The sequence below is a fragment of the Streptomyces sp. RK62 genome (genome assembly GCF_018070255.1).
Lineage (GTDB): Bacteria > Actinomycetota > Actinomycetes > Streptomycetales > Streptomycetaceae > Streptomyces > Streptomyces nigra.
In genome coordinates this window covers 237,810-256,300 of the sequence record NZ_JAGPYD010000012.1, presented here as the reverse complement: position 1 = coordinate 256,300, position 18,491 = coordinate 237,810, and the positions used below count along the sequence as shown (strand labels likewise).

At 72.9% G+C, this 18,491-nt stretch carries 13 protein-coding genes; 8 read left to right on the top strand and 5 right to left on the bottom strand.

All coding sequences use genetic code 11. From position 1 onward, the window contains the following. Positions 1-125 precede the first annotated feature (125 nt). Positions 126-1,091: a hypothetical protein gene (locus KBY32_RS24315; RefSeq protein WP_210981614.1), complete on the bottom strand. Its 966-nt coding sequence runs from the start codon at positions 1,089-1,091 to the stop codon at positions 126-128. A gap of 159 nt (positions 1,092-1,250) precedes the next feature. On the opposite strand from KBY32_RS24315, the gene KBY32_RS35880 reads away from it, so the two are divergent. The 4 genes from KBY32_RS35880 (at position 1,251) to KBY32_RS24295 (ending at position 6,109) form a co-directional block, all read left to right on the top strand. Continuing rightward, positions 1,251-2,207 carry a helix-turn-helix transcriptional regulator gene (locus KBY32_RS35880; RefSeq protein WP_210981613.1) on the top strand — a complete coding sequence of 319 codons (957 nt, stop codon included), beginning with the start codon at positions 1,251-1,253 and terminating at the stop codon, positions 2,205-2,207. Positions 2,208-2,269: 62 nt separating this feature from the next. After that, on the top strand, positions 2,270-2,485 hold the full coding sequence (locus KBY32_RS24305) for a hypothetical protein (RefSeq protein ID WP_247689895.1): 216 nt from the start codon (positions 2,270-2,272) through the stop codon (positions 2,483-2,485). A gap of 89 nt (positions 2,486-2,574) precedes the next feature. Continuing rightward, positions 2,575-3,522 carry a PLP-dependent cysteine synthase family protein gene (locus KBY32_RS24300; protein WP_210981611.1) on the top strand — a complete coding sequence of 316 codons (948 nt, stop codon included), beginning with the start codon at positions 2,575-2,577 and terminating at the stop codon, positions 3,520-3,522. Between the two features lie 187 nt (positions 3,523-3,709). Next, positions 3,710-6,109 (top strand): RICIN domain-containing protein, encoded by a 2,400-nt coding sequence (locus tag KBY32_RS24295; protein ID WP_210981610.1) that lies wholly within the window; start codon positions 3,710-3,712, stop codon positions 6,107-6,109. 15 nt (positions 6,110-6,124) lie between these two features. Here KBY32_RS24295 and KBY32_RS24290 read toward each other — a convergent pair whose 3' ends face one another. Then, on the bottom strand, positions 6,125-6,949 hold the full coding sequence (locus KBY32_RS24290) for a phosphotransferase (protein ID WP_210981609.1): 825 nt from the start codon (positions 6,947-6,949) through the stop codon (positions 6,125-6,127). 152 nt (positions 6,950-7,101) lie between these two features. On the opposite strand from KBY32_RS24290, the gene KBY32_RS24285 reads away from it, so the two are divergent. After that, entirely contained in the window at positions 7,102-7,920 is an 819-nt protein-coding gene (locus tag KBY32_RS24285; protein WP_055620251.1) for an SAM-dependent methyltransferase, read from the top strand. Positions 7,921-8,075: 155 nt separating this feature from the next. On the opposite strand, the gene KBY32_RS24280 is transcribed toward KBY32_RS24285, so the two are convergent. Beyond that, positions 8,076-9,299: an MFS transporter gene (locus KBY32_RS24280; protein ID WP_055620250.1), complete on the bottom strand. Its 1,224-nt coding sequence runs from the start codon at positions 9,297-9,299 to the stop codon at positions 8,076-8,078. A 403-nt stretch (positions 9,300-9,702) separates the two neighbouring features. On the opposite strand from KBY32_RS24280, the gene KBY32_RS24275 reads away from it, so the two are divergent. Then, positions 9,703-9,924, top strand: a complete 222-nt coding sequence (locus tag KBY32_RS24275) for a hypothetical protein (protein WP_055620249.1) — start codon at positions 9,703-9,705, stop codon at positions 9,922-9,924. Between the two features lie 95 nt (positions 9,925-10,019). Here KBY32_RS24275 and KBY32_RS24270 read toward each other — a convergent pair whose 3' ends face one another. Beyond that, positions 10,020-10,322 carry a hypothetical protein gene (locus KBY32_RS24270; protein WP_210981608.1) on the bottom strand — a complete coding sequence of 101 codons (303 nt, stop codon included), beginning with the start codon at positions 10,320-10,322 and terminating at the stop codon, positions 10,020-10,022. A 127-nt stretch (positions 10,323-10,449) separates the two neighbouring features. Here KBY32_RS24270 and KBY32_RS24265 point away from each other — a divergent pair, with 127 nt between their 5' ends. Both KBY32_RS24265 and KBY32_RS24260 read left to right on the top strand, forming a co-directional pair. Continuing rightward, a complete protein-coding gene (locus KBY32_RS24265; RefSeq protein ID WP_210981607.1) occupies positions 10,450-12,516 on the top strand; it encodes a DUF4139 domain-containing protein in 2,067 nt (688 codons plus the stop codon). A 4-nt stretch (positions 12,517-12,520) separates the two neighbouring features. Next, entirely contained in the window at positions 12,521-14,080 is a 1,560-nt protein-coding gene (locus KBY32_RS24260) for a mucoidy inhibitor MuiA family protein (RefSeq protein WP_210981606.1), read from the top strand. A 66-nt stretch (positions 14,081-14,146) separates the two neighbouring features. Here KBY32_RS24260 and KBY32_RS24255 read toward each other — a convergent pair whose 3' ends face one another. Then, complete coding sequence (locus KBY32_RS24255; RefSeq protein ID WP_210981605.1) at positions 14,147-18,418, bottom strand: discoidin domain-containing protein; 4,272 nt, start codon at positions 18,416-18,418, stop codon at positions 14,147-14,149. Positions 18,419-18,491: the final 73 nt, after the last annotated feature.

The window sequence follows — 18,491 nt, the reverse complement described above, 5'->3', positions numbered from 1 at the left end:
GCCCGTCCGTGCCGTGCCCTGGCCGGGCGGCGGAGTTCAGCCGCTCGGCGGACACCCGGGCGAGGCGTGCGGGGCCCGTCCGCTCCCCCGTGGAGGGCGGCCCGTCGCACGCCGTCGCCGTGCCGTCAGCCGTCCGAGCCGCACATCGGGTCGTCGAGGGCGGTCACCGTGTAGGGCGGGGTGCCGGGCGGTTCGTCGTTCTGGCTGTTGACGACGTACAGGCGGCATCCGCGGCGGGCGAGGGTGGTGGGCAGGTCGAAGGTGTCGCCGGTGACGCGGTGCACGACCGTGCCGGTGCGCAGCTCCGCGTCGAGCCGGGCGATGTACACCCCGTGGGGGGCGCCGTAGTTGAGCACCGCGTACAGGGTCCGGCCGCGCAGCACCATGCCGTCCGCGCCGAACGACGTCTCCCCCAGGTCGAGGCGGCCGATCTCGCGGGTGGCGGTGTCGATGCGCCAGACGGCCTCGGTGCCGTTGGAGGCGACGAGGAGGGTGTGCCCGGCCGGGTCGGCGACGATGCCGTTGAGCAGCCAGTACCGGTCGGGGAAGCCGGGGAACGCGCCGCGCATGTCGGCCCAGGGCTCCAGCGGGCCGACCCTGCCGTGGCGCAGCCCGGCGCGCAGGACGACCGGGTTGGCCCAGTCGGTGACGTACACGGCGTCGGGGGTGATGACCAGGTCGTTCAGGTCGGGGGCGCCGAAGGGCCCGGCGGGGGCGTCCACGGCCTGAAGGAGACGTCCGTCGGGCGCGTGCACGGTGAGCCGGCCCCGGCCGACGGAGAAGACCCGGCCCGCGCGGTCGGTGTGGACGCCCCGAGTGCTGCCCCGGGAGGTGGCGCCCTCCGCCGGGAAGGGCCGCATACGGGGCGAGGTCACCCGGCCCCGGTACAGGGCGCCGGTCGCGTCGGAGGACACGTACATCGTCCCGTCGGCGCGGACGTCGATGCCCTCGGGCACCGTGCCCGGGGTGCGGGAGACGACGTAGCTGCCGGGGAGCGGCCGGCCGGTGCCCGCGGCGGGCACGGCGGCGGTGCCGACCAGTAGGGCGGCGGTGACGAGCGCGGGCGCGAGGAGTCGGTGCGGTACGGACATCTGGCCTCCAGGAGGTCATGGCGCAGGGGGTCGTGGCGCAGGGGGTCATGGCGCCGGCGTGGGCGCCGGATCCGCACGCAGGATCGCCGTCCGTGCTGGGCGCGCGCCCGTCCTTTCGGGCAGGGCCGAAACAGGGGCCGCTCCGGTAGCCTGCCCGGCGTGTTACGGATACGGTTCGGCCCGGCCGACCTCGCCCGCGTCACCGTCGCCACGGCGCCCGACGTCCTCCTGGAGACGGCCCTGAGCGTCCGTCACCTCGTCGCCCCGGCGCCTGGTCCCGCGGGCCGCCGGGGCGAACTCGCGGCCTGGCGGCGGGCGGTCGCGCCGGGGCTGGCGGCCCGCGCGGGCGTCCTGACCCGGCTGGTCCGGCCCACCGGCGGACTGCCGGACTTCCTGTACCAGCCGACGGCGAGGGACGCCGCCTCCGCCGCCGAGCTCGCGGCCCGGACCCCGACGGCCCGACTGGCCGCCGAGCTCGCCGTCCTGCCCGAGGATCCCACCGCGTCCCTGACCCGGGACCTGGCCCAGGGATCGCCGGCCGCGCGGCGGCGCCTGTTCGAGGACCTGACCCGCTATCACCGCTCCTCGGTGGCCCCGCTGTGGCCCGCCGTACTGAACGCGGCCGCCGCCGATCGCGCGCTGCGCTCGGAGACGCTGCTGCGCGGCGGCGTCGAGGCGCTGCTCGCGACCCTCCAGCCTGGCTGGCGCTGGGAGCCGCCCGACCTGCTCGTCCCGTTCGGGTCCTCGCACACCGTCGAGCTGTGCGGCCGGGGACTGCACCTGGTGCCGTCCTACTTCGCCGCGGGCGCGCTGCTCGTGTACGACCCCTCGGCGCCGACGGTGCTCGTCCGGCCGCTGCCCGTCGCCGACCGCGCGGTGGCTCCGGGCGACGTGCTGGGCGCGCTTCTGGGCCGCACCCGGGCGCAGGTACTGGCGTCGCTGTCGACGCCGGCGGGGACGACGGCCCTGGCCGAGCGGGCGGCGGTCTCCCCGGCGACGGCCAGCGAGCACGCCTCGGTGCTGCGGGCGGCGGGACTGATCACGACGGTGCGGGACGGCAGCCGGGTCCTGCACGCGCTCACCCCGCTCGGCGAGGCGCTGCTGGCCGGCGGGTGAGGCACCGGGCGCACGGAGCCGGGCCGGGGAACTGATCGTCCGCCCGCCGCGTGATGAAAGGCATGGCACAGGGCGGAAGCACGATGGGTGAGGAGCCGGGCTGGGGCGAGCTGCTGGGAGCCTTCGTCCTGGCGGCGTCCATCCCTGTGGTCGTCGGCGGCGCGCTGATCTGTGCGCTGGTGGGACTCTCCGTGTGGGTCTCTTCGGCGGTACGGCGGCGGCGTCCTGGCGGGGGCGGTGGCAGGGAAGCGGTGCGCGATCCGAACGGTCCGGCCTGATCCGAACGAGAGGCCCTAGCCTGGAACGGTCCCCGGCTGTCGGGACCGTGTCCGGTGCGGCGGCCGCCTCTGGTGAGCGAGGAGTCCTCATGCCCGCGCCCGGTGCCCCGTCCTCGTCCCTGCGCACGATCGGGGGCACGCCCCTGGTGCGTCTGAGCCATCTCGTCCCCGACGGGGCGGCGGACGTCCTCGTGAAGGTCGAGGGCGGCAACCCCACCGGCAGCTACAAGGACCGCATGGCCCTGGCGATCATCGAGGGCGCTGAGCGCCGGGGTGCCCTGCGGCCGGGGCAGCGCGTCGTCGAGTACACCGGGGGCAGTACGGGTTCCGCGCTGGCCTTCGTCTGCGCGGTGAAGGGGTACCCGCTCTCGCTCGTGTCGTCCGACGCGTTCGCGCCCGAGAAGCTGCGCACCATGCGGGCGTTCGGCGCGGACGTCATCGTGCTGCCGAGTGAGGGCGGGCGGATCACACCCGAACTGTTCGTACGGATGCGGGAAGCGGTCGAGGAGATCGTGAAGCGCGACGGGGCCTTCTGGACCGATCAGTTCCACAACACGGACGCGCTCACGGGTTACGCCGGACTGGGCCGCGAGATCCTCGAACAGACCGGCGCCGACGGGACTTCGGTGGACGTGTTCTGCGCCGCGATCGGCACCGGCGGCATGTTCGCCGGAGTCTCCACGGTGCTCCGCGAGGCCGGCCTGCCGCGCGCCGTCGCACTCGAACCGGCGTCCTCGCCGATGCTGTCCGCCGGTGAGTCCGGGCCGCACCGGGTCGAGGGCATCGCCACCGGGATCGTCCCGCCGCTGCTCGCGCACGGCCCGTTCGACGAGGCCCGCACCGTCGAGGAGCAGGAGGCCCGGCGGCTGGCCCTCCCGCTGGCCCGCCGGGAGGGCGTGTTCACGGGCACGTCGGGTGCCCTCAACGTCGTCGGCGCGCTCCGCCTCGCGCGGGAGGCGGGCGCGGGGCACACCGTCGTCACGGTCGCCCCGGACACGGGCCTGAAGTACCTCACGGGCGATCTGTACGCCGACTGACCGCCTTCCTCGCCGCGCCACCTCTGGACAGGTCCGCGTCAACGTGCTGTCATGCCAACGGCCGTCATTTCCAACGTTGTAGAGGATGGCGGAGCCCAGCGCTCCACCGTCTTGCCCCCGCCTCCCCACGTACATGCGCGACATCGCTGTCCCCCTCGATCGCCCCCTTTCGGAAGGCAGGTTCCCCATGTCGCTGAGTCGACGGGCGTTGCTCGGTGCGGGTTCGTTCTCCCTCGGAGCGGTGGCTCTCGGCGCTCCTCTCGCCGGGGTCGCGGCCGCGGCGCCCAGACCGGCGGCGGAGACGCGGGTGCCGGACCGGTTCCTGCGGCTGCGGCCGGGCAGCGTCACCGCGCGCGGCTGGCTCGCCGGACAGCTGCGGCTCCAACTCGACGGCCTGTGCGGGCGGTTCGAGTCCGGCTCCCACTTCCTGGACTTCTCGGCGACCGGCTGGGTGCACCCGGAGCGCGGCGGCTGGGAGGAGGTGCCGTACTGGCTGCGGGGCTATGTGCCGCTGGCCGTCGCGACGGGCGACGCCGCCGCGCTGAAGCGGTCGCGGGTGTGGGTGGACGCCATCCTGGCCACGCAGCAGAGCGACGGCTTCTTCGGCCCGCGCGCCCTGCGCACCTCACTCGACGGCGGCCCCGACTTCTGGCCGTTCCTGCCGCTGCTCCAGGCCTTGCGCAGCCACGAGGAGTACACCCGCGACCCGCGCGTGGCACCGTTCCTCGTGCGCTTCCTCCGCTTCATGAACGCTCAGGGGCCGGGCGCGTTCGACCGCAGCTGGGTGTCGTACCGCTGGGGCGACGGTCTGGACATCGCCGTCTGGCTCTACCGCCGTACCGGCGAGGCGTTCCTGCTCGACCTCGCCGCGAAGATGCACACCCACGGTGCCGACTGGACCGGAGCCACCCCGAGCCGGCACAACGTGAACATCGCCCAGGGCTTCCGTGAGCCCGCCCAGTACGCGCAGCTCACCGGGTCCGACGACCTCACCCGGGCCACGTATCGCGCCTACGACGCCGTCATGGGCGAGTACGGCCTCTTTCCGGGCGGCGGGATGGCCGGTGACGAGAACTACCGGCCCGGGTTCACCGACCCCCGGCAGGGCTTCGAGACCTGCGGCATCGTCGAGTTCATGGCCAGCCACGAACTGCTGACCCGCATCACCGGCGATCCCGTGTGGGCGGACCGCTGCGAGGAGCTGGCGTTCAACATGCTGCCCGCCTCCCTCGACGCCGAGGGCAAGGCCATCCACTACATCACCAGCGCCAACGGCATCGACCTCGACGACCGGGCGAAGACACAGGGGCAGTTCCAGAACGGCTTCGCCATGCAGGCGTTCCAGGCCGGTGCCGACCAGTACCGCTGCTGCCCCCACAACTACGGTATGGGCTGGCCGTACTTCACCGAGGAGCTGTGGCTGGGAACGCCCGACGGCGGTCTCGCCGCCGCCCTGTACGCGCCCAGTTCGGTGCGCACCCAGGTCGCGGGCGGCACGACGGTGACCGTCACCGAGACCACCGACTACCCCTTCGGGGACACGGTCACCCTGACCGTGTCGACTCCCCGCCCCGTACGCTTCCCGCTGCTGCTGCGCGTCCCCGGCTGGTGCCGCGACCCCGAACTCCGGGTGAACGGCAGCGCGTTCGCGGCGTCGGACGGCCCGTCCTGGGCGCGAGTGGAGCGCACCTGGCGGGACGGCGACACCGTCCGCGTCCGGTTCCCGCAACAGGCCCGGCTGCGGAGCCGGCCCGGCCAGCATGGCGCGGTCAGCGTGGAGCGCGGCCCGCTCGCCTACTCCCTGGCCATCGGGGAGGAGTACGAACGCATCGGCGGCACCGACACGTTCCCCGCGTACGCCGTCCACGCCACCACGCCGTGGAACTACGGACTGGTGCCGGACACCCCGCTGACCGTCTCCCGCAGCGCGTCCCGGGTGCCCGGGCAGCCGTTCACCCCGCAGGCGGCCCCCGTGCGGATCACGGCACAGGCGCGCCGCATAGAGGAGTGGGTCGCGGACGACGAACACGTCGTCGCACCCCTTCAGGACAGCCCGGCCCGCAGCACCGCGGCCGTGGAGACGGTGACGCTCATCCCCTCGGGCGCGGCCCGGCTGCGGATCACCTCGTTCCCCACGGCGACGCCCGACGGCCGGCCGTGGACCCCCGAGCCGCCGTTCCGCCGGGTGCAGAACAAGCACAGCGGCAAGGTGCTCGCCGTGGACGGGATGTCGCTGGAGAACAGCGCCCGTGTCGTGCAGTTCGCCAACACGGGGACCGCCGATCACGCCTGGCAGCTCGTGGACCGGGGCGACGGCTGGCACCTGATCCGCAACGGCCACAGCGGCAAGGTCCTCGGCGTCGACGGCATGTCGACCCAGAACAGCGCCCGGGTCGTGCAGTTCGAGGACAACGGTACCGACGACCACCTGTGGCGGCTGGTCGAGGACGGCGACGGCTGGTACCGCGTGCTCAACAAGCACAGCGGCAAACTGCTCGGGGTGGACGGCATGTCGACCGCCGACAGCGCACAGGTGGTCCAGTTCGAGGACAACGGCACGGACGACCACCTGTGGCGCTTCCTGTGACGGCCCCGCGGCTCCCTAGGATGTCGCCCGGATCTGCTCCAGCCAATCGGCGGCCAGCGCGCGTCCGCCGGGGAGCCGGTCGTCGCGGTCCCAGCGCCAGGCGGTGACGATCGCCAGGACGAGGGTCCGGCAGCGGCGCAGAAGGTCGTGGTCGGCGCCCGGGTAGTGGGCGCCGACCTCTTCGGGCGCGTGGGCGAGGTCGAACTCGACGGGTCCCCGGCAGCAGGTCTCCAGGTCGATGAAGAGCACCCCGTGTTCCGTGGCGAGGACGTTGCCGGGGTGCGGTTCGCCGTGCAGCAGCTGCTCGGCGCCGCCGTGCGCGCTCACGGCCCGTCCGAGGGTGCGCAGCGTGTCCGCGAGGAGGGTCCGGTCGGCGTCCGGGAGGTCCGGCGTACGGGTATGGTCCGCCACGAGCCGGCGGGCTTGCGCGACACGGTCCGTGAAGTGGGGTGCCGGGACGTCGAGGGCGCGCATGCCGGTGTGCAGCCGGTTGAGGGCGGCCGCGTACGCGGCGGGCGGGACGTCCGGCGGAGCGGCGGGCGGGTAGTACGTCCACAGCGTGATCACGAAGCCGTCCCGCTCGTACGGGCGCGGCGCGACCCGAGGGTCGAGGGCGGCGACGGGACTTCCGGAGCCCGCGAGCGCCTGGGCCAGGGTGATCTCGAAGGCCGCCACCTGGTCGGTCGCGGGTGCCACCCGGGCCAGGAGGTCGCAGGGCAGCAGGCGCAGGGTCAGCTTGTTGGAGTCGTTCAGGACGACCGCTTCGTCGGCGGGCAGGCCGAGCGAGGTGACGACCTCAAGGGCCGCGGCCTGCGCGCGGGCCGCCTCGGTGCGGTGCATGATCGTTCTGCCTCTCCCCGGGGACGCGACGTGCCGGCGATCATGCCAGCCTCCCGGCGGGGTCCGCCTCCCGGTTTGCGGTCACGTCTCCCAACTCGGCCCGGTAGGTTGCTCCTTGCCGGGTTGAACAGGCCAGATCTGGAGGACTTCGCGTGACCGAGATTTCCGCTGCGTCGAGGGAGGCGCGCAAGCGCATCAAGACGGACCAGCCGCACACGGCCCGCATCTGGAACTACTGGCTGGGCGGCAAGGACAACTACGAGGTCGACCAGGCGGCCGGGGACCAGATCCGCGGCCTGCACCCGGGCATCGGCGACTACGCGCTGGCCGACCGCAAGTTCCTCGGGCGGGCGGTGCAGTACCTCGCCGGCGAGTGCGGCATACGGCAGTTCCTCGACATAGGCACCGGTCTGCCGACCGCCGACAACACGCACGAGGTGGCCCAGCGCATCGCGCCGGAGTCCCGCATCGTCTACGTCGACAACGACCCCATCGTGCTGGCGCACGCGGAGGCCCTGCTGACCAGCACGCCTGAGGGGTATACGGCCTACCTGGACGAGGACCTGCGCAACGTCGACGCGATCCTGGAGCAGGCGGAGCGGACGCTGGACCTCACCCAGCCGGTGGCGCTGATGCTGCTCGGCGTCGTCATCTTCATCGAGGACGACAAGGAGGCGACCGGGATCGTGAGCCGGCTGATGGACCGGCTGCCCTCGGGCAGCCACCTGGTGCTCTCGCACACGGTCACGCACCCGGACATGCCGGACGTCGACGCCGCCGTCGCCTTCTGGAACGAGCACGGGACGCCGAAGCTGACCCAGCGCACACCGGAGGGTGTCGCCCGGTTCTTCGACGGCCTCGAGGTGCTGGAGCCGGGAGTCGTCTCGTGCAACCGGTGGCGGCCGGACGAGAGCCTGGCCGGGCTGCCGGAGGACGTGGCCATGTACGGCGGCGTGGGGCGCAAGGCCTGACATCCGGCCCGGAGCCGGTCGTGCTCCGGACACACGACGGGGCGGCCAGTCATCGCTGCTGTGCCGCCCCGAAGTGCGTCCCTGCTCCACCCGCCGATCGAGTGCCCCGGCGAAGCTCCCTCACACACGTGATCCAAGAAGTTTTTCCGGTCGCCTCAGGCCTGGTGAGTGGGCGCCGCCTCGGCCCGGGTCTCGGCGGCGGACGACGTGATCACCTCGGAGCTCGCCGTGCGGCCGTCGCGCCGCTCCATGGCGCCGCCCGCGAAGGCCAGACCGAGACCGGCGACGGCCAGGGCCGCGCCCACGAGGCTCGGCGAGGCCCATCCCCAGCCCGCCGAGATGGCGAGGCCGCCGAGCCAGGCGCCACCGGCGTTGGCCAGGTTGAAGGCGGAGTGGTTGGAGGCCGCCGCCATCGTGGGGGCGTTCTTGGCCTTCGCCATCAGCAGCATCTGGACGGGCGTCGTGATGAGGGACCCCATGGCGCCGATGAACGTGATCGTGATCAGCGCCCCGACCGTGCTGTGGACGGTGAAGTAAAACGCCACCAGCGCGGCCGCGAGCAGGGCGAGACCGCCGTACATGGTCGGCCGCAGGGCGCGGTCGGTGAGCGGGCCCGCCACCAGGGTGCCGAGCGTCATGCCCACGCCGTACAGGGCGAGGACCAGGGTGGTGGAGGAGTCGGAGATGCCGGTCAGGTTGGTCAGCATCGGCACCAGGTAGCTGTAGACGGCGAAGAAGCCGCCGAAGCCGACCACCGCGGTGCCCAGGCCGATCGCGACCTGCCGGTTGCCCATGGCCCGCAGCTCGTGCCGGATGCCGGACTGCCGCCCGCGCGGCTGGTCCGGGACGAACAGCGCCAGCGCGATCAGCGCCAGGACCCCGATGACGGCGACGGCGCCGTAGGCGGACCGCCAGCCCAGCTGCTGGCCGAGCGCGGTGCCGGCCGGGACGCCGACGATGTTGGCGATCGTGAGCCCGAGGAACATCTTGGACACCGCCCGGGCGGCCCGGTCGGGGGCGACCAGCTTGGAGGCCACGACGGCGCCGACACCGAACAGCGCGCCGTGCGGCAGACCCGCCAGGAAGCGGGCGGCGAAGAGCAGACCGAAGTCGGGGGCGAAGGCGGAGGCGACGTTCCCGACCACGAACAGGGCGGACAGCCACAGCAGCAGCCGCTTGTGCGGGACGCGGGCACCGATACCGGTCAGCAGCGGCGCGCCGACCACCACGCCGAGCGCGTAGGCCGAGACGACGTTGCCCGCCTGGGGCACGGACACCCCGATCCCGTCGGCGATCTGGGGCAGCAGCCCCATGGTGGCGAACTCGGTGGTGCCGATGCCGAAGGCGACGACAGCCAGGGCCAGCAGAGCCAGAGGCATGGTGCGGGGGAACCTTTCGAAGACGGTGGTCCGGGACTATGGAGGAGCCGAGAGGCCGAGGTCACAGGAGTTTCTCGACCGGCCGCGTCGAGCACCCTTGCCCAGCGCACCGCCCCACGCAGGGCAGGCCCATCAACACGGGAGCAATCATGGACCTGCGCGCATTCCTGGATCGAGCCACATAGTGACGTGATCTACGTCATGTCATGACGTGCCGGTGCGCGCCCGGCCCCATCGTGGCGCTCCGTGATCGTCCCGCCGCCGTCGTACGCGTGTCCCGCGTGCATCAACGTGCATGTGGCGAGCGGATGTTGGGTGGTCCGAGCCACCACTTCACGAGCGGGCTCACCCGCTCGGATGCTCTCGGCGCGCAGAAGATCGTCACGCTGTGCATGGTGAGATCATGAACACCACACCGCGCCTGAAGAAGGCCATCTCCCGCATGCCGCGCACGCTCGCCGTGACCACCGCCGTCGGAATCGCCTGTGCCGCGGGCCTGGCGACCGCGGCCCCCGCCATGGCGGCGCCCACCACTCACGCCGCCGTGCAGGCGGCCCCCGCCGGCGGCGGGGAGGACCAGCAGTGCGGCAACGGACTGCTCGTCCTGCTGAACTTCTGTAACTGACCGACCACCCGAACCGACCCCACAGCCTCCCCAAGGCGGTCAGGCACAAAGGCGAGTGACTTTGTGCCTGACCGCCCTGACGCGCGCGGCCGGTCTCAGACGCCCACCTGCCGGGCGGGGACGGACGGCCGTACGGAGACGGCGGAGCGGCGCTGTTCGGCGGCCGTCGCACGCGCGGGGGCGACACTGCGCAGCCACCAACTGGACAGCGCCAGCAGGCCGGTGAAGACCACGAGGAGCAGCACGGACGTCCACATGGTCCGGCTGCCGGGGGACGAATACGCCGTCCCGAGGCTCGTCGACGCCCACAGCAGGGCGCCGGCGGCGTAGACGGTGCGCATCCGGCGCAACTGCCGGGCGATCGACCAGGATTCACGGGACTCGCTGTGGGCTGCCATGCGCGCCGTGTACCCCGGTCCGCGCCGTACGCACCTGCCATCTCACAGATCTCACGGAACCACTGGCGGGCCGGGTACCGGCTGCGCGTAGGCTGCCGTCGGCAGGCAGACGGCGGGGGCGGGGTGGATGAAGTCCGAGGTCGCACAGACACAGGGGTGGGCGTCGACGCTGGACGCGGTGGTGGTGTACGCGCAGGGCGCGCTGTGCACCCGCGTCGCCCGGGGCACCGTACCGGCGGACGGCCGGGTGCGGGTGGCGGGGCTGCCGCGGTCGATGGACCCGGGGTCGCTGCGCGCCCGGGTGGCCGGTGAGAGCGGCGTACGTGTCACCGAGGTCCGGGTCGAGGTGGACGCCGAACCGGCCGGCGCCGAGGACACCGACGCGCTGCGGCGCGAGATGGAGCGGCTGCGCGACGCGCACGCGGCGGTCCAGGCTCGGTGCGACCGGCAGGCGAAGCTGATCGGTGAGATCGCCGCGCTGCGCCCGGTACCGCCGGCCCGTGAGCCCGGGGACCCGCCGCGTCCCACGCCCGCCGACGCCTGGCTGCGGCTGGCGGAGTTCGTCGACGAGCGGCTGCGCGCGCACCAGCTCCGGCTGACCGGGCTGGAGGAGGAACTGCGGCAGGCCGAGCACGAGCTTGCGGTGGCGACGGACCGGTGGACGCGTGCCTCCACCGACGTGCCGTCCGAACACATCGCGACGAGCTTGGTCGCCGTCCTCACGCTCGACGGCGTGACGCCGGACGCCGCGCCGGTGGAACTGGAGCTGGAGTACGGCGTCCCGGGTGCCGTCTGGGTCCCGGCGTACCGCCTCCTCCACCGGCAGGGCGAGGACGGCGGCACACTCGTGCTGCGGGCCTCGGTGGCGCAGCGCACGGGCGAGGACTGGACCGGCGTCCGGCTCGCCCTGGCCACCGCGGATCTGCGCCGCCGTACCGATCTGCCGAGGCTGCGCTCGCTGCGGGTGGGACGGCGGCAGCCCGCTCCCGCGCCGTCCGGCTGGCGGGAACCCCCGGCGGGGCTCGCCGACCTCTTCTCCGGGTACGACGCGGCGGGCCCGCGCCCCGTGCCCACTCCCCCGCGTGCCGCTCCGGTCCCGCCACCGCCCCCGATGCCCCCGGGATACGGCGTGGCGCCCGCCGCGCTGCCCGAGCCGGGCGGTCCGGCCGCGCCCGGGGCGGCTCCCTTCCAGGCCGCCCCACCGCCACCGCCCGCGCCGCAGGCGTTCGGGATGCCGCCGGCCGGTTTCGCGGGTGCCCCGCCCGCCTTCGACGTGGGAGCGCCCGCCGCGGCACCGGCGCAGCGGTCGCGGCGCGCGGGCGCCGCCCCCATGGCCCCGCCTCCGTCACCGCCGGCCGCCGCGCCGCCCCGGCCCAGCGGGGCGGAACTGGACTACGCCGCGCTCGTGCTGTCCGGTGCCGACGAGTCCGGTGACCGCCGGGGCCGGTTGTTCCCCGGGGCGTCGTACGACGCGCGGGCGGACGAGCTCCGCCGGCGCGCCGAGTCGGTGGCCGCGCTGCCGCTGCCCGGGCACGCCGTACGGCCCCGGGCGTCCGCGGGGTCCTTCGACCATCGCTACGACGCGGTCGCCCGGGCCGACATCCCCTCCGACGGTGTCTGGCACACCGTCACCGTGACGGAGATCCCGGTGGGGCTGCGCACCGAGTATCTGTGCGTGCCGTCCGTGGAGCAGACGGTGTACGCGACAGTCGTCCTCTCCAACGCCACCGACCAGGCGCTGCTCGCCGGGCCGGTCGAGGTGATGAGCGGCGACGACTTCCTGACCACCGCCGCGCTGCCCACGCTCGCCCCCGGCGGTGTCCGCCGGATGGGGCTGGGACCGGCCGAGGGCATCCGGGTCACCCGCCGCACCGAGCTGCGCGAGTCGACGGCGGGGCTGCGGAACAACACGACGGTGCTCGCCCACCGAGTGCACGTCGAGCTGGCCAACCGGCTCGCGCACCCCGTCACCGTCGAGGTGCACGAGCAGGTCCCGGTGACGTCCGAAGCGGACGTACGCATCGACGAGCAGGCCGACTGGACGACACCGGAGCAGGACGCCGACCGGTACACCCCGGGCACCCGCGTCTGGCGCGTCGACCTGCCCGTCGGCGGCGAAATCGCCCTCGACGGCGGCTACGACATCCGCGTCCCGGCCGCGAAGGCCCTGGTCGGCGGCAACCGGAGGAGCTGACACCATGCCCACGGACACCCTGCCGGTCCCACTGCCCGTCACCGCCGTGACCTGCCTGGAGGACCGCGCCCACATCGAGCGCACCGCCGACCTCGACGTCGGCGCCGGCGTCCAGCGGCTGCGCCTCGGCCCGGTGAGCGCGCTCGCGGTCGACCGCACCCTGCACGCCGACCTCACCGGTGACGTCGAGGCGGACGTCCTCGACGTACGGATCGTGCGGACCTGGACGCCGCGCGGACCGCGGCCCGCCCCGGACGACTCCGCGCTGCGCACCCGGGTCCGCGCTCTGGAGGAGGAGCAGCGCACCCTCGGGCACACCCGCGACCGGCTGCGCGCCCGGCTCGACCTCCTCGGCCGGCTCGCCGCCGACCTGCTGCGGGACATCGCCGAGGGCGCGGGCTCCGGTGAGACCGACGAGGGCCGCTGGACCCGTGAACTCGACCGGGTCGACACCGAGCGCGACACCTGCGCGGAGGAACTGCGGGCCGCCGAGGCCCGGTCGACGGCGCTCGCCGGCGAACTGGCGCAGGCGTCCCAGGCGCTCGGGCTCGCCGAGCAGCAGCCCGCCGAACTGGTCGGGCATGTCGAGCTGACCGTGCGGTCCGAGGCCGCCGGACGGCTCCGGCTGCGACTGACCCATCTCACGGCGTGCGCGCTGTGGCGCCCCGCCTACCGGGCCGTGCTCGACGGCGACACGGTGACGCTGGAGACCGACGCGATGGTCTGGCAGCGCACCGGCGAGGACTGGTCGGACGTACGGCTCACCCTGTCCACGGCGCGTTCGGCGCTGACCACGGATCCACCGCGGCTGACCGAGGACCGTCTCACGCTGAAGGACCGGACGGCCGAGGAGCGCCGCACGGTCGACGTGGAACTGCGCGAGGAGGACATCGCGGAGCTCGGCCCGACGGCGGTCGTCGGCCTGCCCGGCGTGGACGACGGCGGCCGGACACGCGTCCTGCACTCCCCCGCGCCCGTGTCGGTCCCCTCGGACGGCCGGGCCCACCGGGTGCCGGTCACGAAGGTCACGACGCCCGCGCGCAGCCAGTACGCCGCGTCACCGGAGCTGTCGCCGCTGGTCACACAGGTGGTGCGGTTCGACAACACCTCCGGTCACGCCCTGCTGGCCGGGCCCGTGGACCTGGTCCGGGGCAGCGGCTTCACCGGCCGCGGCACGCTGGAGTTCACCGCGCCGGGCGCCCCCGTGGAACTGGCCTTCGGCAGCCACGACGACTACCGGGTGGTCCGCCACACCGAGGAGTCCCGCGACACGGCCACGCTCACACAGCGCTCGGTGATCACCCGCATGGTCCGCCTGCACATCTCCCGCTTCTCGGCACCCGACGCCCAGGGCGACCAGGTCGTATCCCTACGCGAGCGCATCCCGGTCTCCGAGGTCTCGGCGGTCGAGGTCCGACTCCGCAAGGAGGCGTGCACCCCGGAACCGGACACGATCGACGCGGACGGAATCGCCCGCTGGGACCTGCCGCTACCCCCGGGCGGCCGACGCACGGTCACCCTGGTGTACGAACTCTCGGCAAGCGGCAAGGTGGTGGGGCTGTAGGCGGCGACGGGACGGGGCCGCCCTGAAGGGGGCGGCCCCGCTCGGTGCAGTGTGTGCTTCAGGCGGTCACTCGATGATGATTCTGAAGGTGCTGGTCGTGTTGCGGATGTCCTGGGCGTTGCCGTTCATGCGCAGGTTGCGGAAGACGGCCTCGCCGACGGCCGGGCCCTGACCGGGTTCGGGCAGCTCGTTGGCCCAGATGCCGAAGCCGGACTTGGCGTCGAACGCGTCGCCGCTCTTCTTGGAGTCGGTGATGGAGACGTCGGTGAAGATGGTGTCCTTCACCGGGAACTGCGGTTGCCCGCCCACGTAGTTGGTCTGGAACATCACGCCTCCGTAGGTGGAGTCGCTGATGTCGACGTCGTTGACCCGGATGCCCTGGAAGACCTTCGAGGCGGAGAACGCCCAGATGGCGGGGAAGACCTGCGAGCCCCAGAAGTGGCCGCCGGTGCGTTCCAGGGAGACGTTCTCGATCGTGGTGGGCTCGGTCCCGAAGCCGTTCATCGGGTAGCCGAAGTCCAGCGAGGAGATCGTGATGCCGGAGTAGACGAGGGTGTCGGCGACGCGGATGTTGCGGAAGGTGTTGTCGTAGCCGCCGTAGACGGCGATACCGGCCGCACGCCAGGTCAGGGTGGAGGTCAGGTTCTCGTAGAGGTTGTTCTTCTCGTCGGCGCCGCCGGCGTCGATGGCCGAGAAGAGGGCGAAGCTGTCGTCTCCGGTGGCGCGGGCGTCGTTGTTGACGACGTGGTTGTCCGTCGAGCCGTTCGTCATGTTGACGCCGTCGGCGAACAGGTCGCGGATACGGGAGTTCTTGATGGTCATGCTGTCGGTGTTGGCGCCCCAGTAGAGGCACACCATGTGCTCGACCCAGATGTCGTCGATGGTGATGTCGGAGACGTTGGAGAAGTCGAACACCTTGCCCGGGCCGTCGATCCGGGACGTGTAGTTGCCGAAGTAGGCGAACCCGGCGAACGTGGAGCCCTTCGCACTGGCCTCGGCGCGGAAGCCGACGTCGGTGTTCTCCTGCGAGGCGGGGGCGTGGAACCGGGTGAACCACGGCCCGGCGCCGACGACCTTGACCGCCTTGCCGTAGACCTGGAACTTGCTCGACGTCTCGTAGTCACCGGCGGGCAGATATACGCCGACGAGCGTGCCGGTGGTGTCCATACGGACCTTGTCGAGGGCGTTCTGCACGTCCTGGTGGGAGAACCCGGCCGGGACCGCGTAGGCCGCCGGGTCGGGGTTGGCCTTCGCCGTCGCCTGTTCGGTGTTGACGAAGTCGATGGCGTATGTGGAGGAGTTGGCGGCGTCCTTCTGGAGCCGGATCCGGGAGCCGGCCGGCACGGTCCTGCCGAGGTGGACGTTCGCCTCGTCGTAGATGTGCCGGGGGGCGCCGGCGCCGGGTGAGTTGCCGGGCGCGGTCTCGTTGCCGTACAGCCAGGCGTACTTGGAGGTGAGGTCGATGGGCTTCAGGAACTGGCCGTCGACGTAGATGTTGAGGGTGGTGTTCGTGCCGTCGGGGATGGAGAAGCGGGTCACCAGGGTGTTGGTGGCGGCGCGGGTGGTCCACTCGACGTACTGGCCGGTGCCGTTGAGGGTGACGGCCTTGCGGCCGCTGGCCTCGCCCGCCACGTCACCGATGGTGCGGTTGGGGCCGACGACCTTGGCTCCGCCGCCGACCGTGCCGTCCTCGGCCTCGTACATGTCGTACGGCATGTCGGCGCCCCGGCCGACGAACAGCGGGTGGGTGGTGGTGTTGTTGGCCCGCTTGACCGGCAGTTCGTTGGCGTCGTCGGCGATGACCGTCTTCACGGTGTACTTGCCGTTCGCGGCCGTCCAGGTGCCGAGGCGGACGGGCGCGGTGGTCTGGCCCGCCGCGATGGCGCCGGTGTGGGAGCCGGTGAGCGTCTTGACGGTGGCTCCCTTGGCGTCCTGGACGGTCAGGGTGATGCCGTGGGCGCCGGACGCGGAGGCCACCGAGCCCTGGTTCTTCAGGGCGACGGTGAACGTGACGTCGTCCCCGGCCGAGGCGCTGGTGGGCGTCCAGGAGACGGGAGCGGCGAGCAGGTCGGAGCTGGCGACGGGCTTGACGACGAGGGCGTCGGGCCGGGTGTAGGTGTTGTTCGCCTCGTTCTGCTCGATGACCTTCTGGGACGGGTCGACCTCGGCGCCGACCGGGTAACTGCCCGCGTCGCGGGTGCCGATGCTCGCGGTGACGGTCTTCGACTCGCCGGCCGCGAGGGCCGGGACGTCGGCGGTGGCCGCCTTGCTGTCGGCCAGGGTGAAGTCGAGGTCGGTGGCCTTGGACGCCTTGGTGCCGCTGTTGGTGACGGTCGCGGTGAGGCCGATGGTGTCCGACTCGACGGGGGCCGCGGGGGTGTGGGTGATGCCGGTGACCTTGAGGTCGGGGTTGGCGGCCGGGGTGCCGATGACCTGGAGTTCGGCGACCTGGGCGCCCGGCGCTCCGGAGTTGGCCGTGAACCGGAGCCGGATGTCGGCCGCGGCGCCGGAGACCGGGATGGTCACGGTGTTCCCGCTCGCCGGGTTGAACGTGTACTCCTTGGCGGCGGCCAGGGTCTCGAAGGTCGTCGCGTCCTGGTCGCGGCCGAGGACCTGGATGTTCTGGGTGCGGGTGGACCAGGCGGAGTCGGGGTTGAGCTTGACTACGACGCGGTCGAGGTCGGCGTTGGCGCCGAGCTTCGTGGTGAGGGTGGCCGGGTAGGCGCCGCCGCCGCTCTCCCAATAGGTGGCGATCTGGCCGTCGTTGGCGTTCGTGGCGACATAGGTGAAGACGGTCGAGGACGCCTCGATGGGCTTGCCCTGCGCGAGGTCGGAGCCGGCCGTCGTACCGGGGCGGGTGACGCTGTTGCTGGCCGGCGACACGTTCCCGGCGGCGTCCTTCGCCTTCACGTGGTAGGTGACCGTGGCCCCGGCGGACGGGGTGTGGGTGTACGTCGTCACGTCACCCGCGACGGACTTCAGCAGCTGGTTGTCGGCGTACACGTCGTAGCCGGTGACCTTGACGTTGTCGCTGGACGCCTGCCAGGTCAGCTTCACGTCCCCGCCGGACTGCGTGTAGGCCAGGTTCGCGGGCGCGGTGGGTGGCTGGGTGTCGCCGCCCGACCCCTTGCGGGTGACGCGGTTGCTGTCGGCGGAGACGTTGCCCGCGGCGTCCTTGGCGCGGACGAAGTAGGTGACGTCGTCGCCGGCCGGCTGGGTGTCCGTGTAGGTCAGCACGTTCCCGGCGACGCTCGCCCGCAACTGCCCGTTGGCGTAGACGTCGTAGCCGCTGACGCCGGTGTCGTCGGTCGCCGCGCTCCAGGTCAGCCGGATCTGCCCGGTGGCGGGCTCGGTGTAGGCCAGGTTCGCCGGCGCGGAGGGCGCCTGGGTGTCGCCCGTGGCGGGCCCGTACACCTCCAGCTCGGACACCTGGCCCGCGGGCCAGCCGGTGTTGGCGGTGATCAGGACGCGGACGTACCGGGTCGTCGTCGCGTCGAAGGAGAGGGTCGCGGACTGGTCGTTGCCGCTGTCGAAGGAGTACGCCTTGGAGGCGGTCAGGTCGGTGAAGTTCCGGTCGTCGGTCGAGCCCTGGAGCTTGAGGGTCTGGCTGCGGCTCGGCCAGCCGGCGGGCAGCCGCAGCGTCACCTCGTTGACCTTGACGGAGGAGCCGAGGTCGACCTGCAGCCACTGCGGGAAGGCGTTGTTCCTGCTCTCCCAGTAGGTGGCGCGGTTGCCGTCACCGGCGTTGGCGGCGCCGTAGACGTCCGCGTGCCCGCTCTCGGTGAAGGGCTTGCCCTGGGCCAGGTTGGGGGTGGCGGCGGCGCTCGTGAGGACCTGTATCTCGGCGAGTTGCGCGGTGCCGGCGACCGAGTTGGAGCTGAAGTCGGCGCGGACGTATCGGGCGAGGGTGGCCGGCACGGAGATACGGACCGTGTTGCCGTTGCCGGGGCTGAAGACGTAGCGCTTCGACGGCTTGAGCGTGGCGAACGTCTTGCCGTCGGCGCTGCCCTGGACGGCCAGCGTCTGCGTGCGGCTCTTCCAGTGCTCGGGCAGGCGCAGCACGACCTGCCGGACACGCTGGTCGCGTCCGAGGTCGGTCTGGACCCACTGGGCGGACTTCTTCGCGGCCTGCCAGTAGGTGTTGGTGTCGCCGTCGGTGACGGCGGCCGCCGCGTGGGCTTTCCGGGCGCTGCCGGCCGTGGCCGGGGCGGTGGCGGCGGTGTCAGGGCCGCCGGCCGCGTGGGCGTTGACGGCCGGCAGGCCCAGCACCGCGACGGCACACGCGAGCAGGGCGGTGGCCGTGCGCCGTCTCGGAGTTCTCGGCTTGGGTCGAGTCATGCGGGGTCACTTCCTGGGGAGGCTCGCACGCCGGGGCGGCGAGGGCGGCTCGTTCCTGAGGTGATGCCAGGTG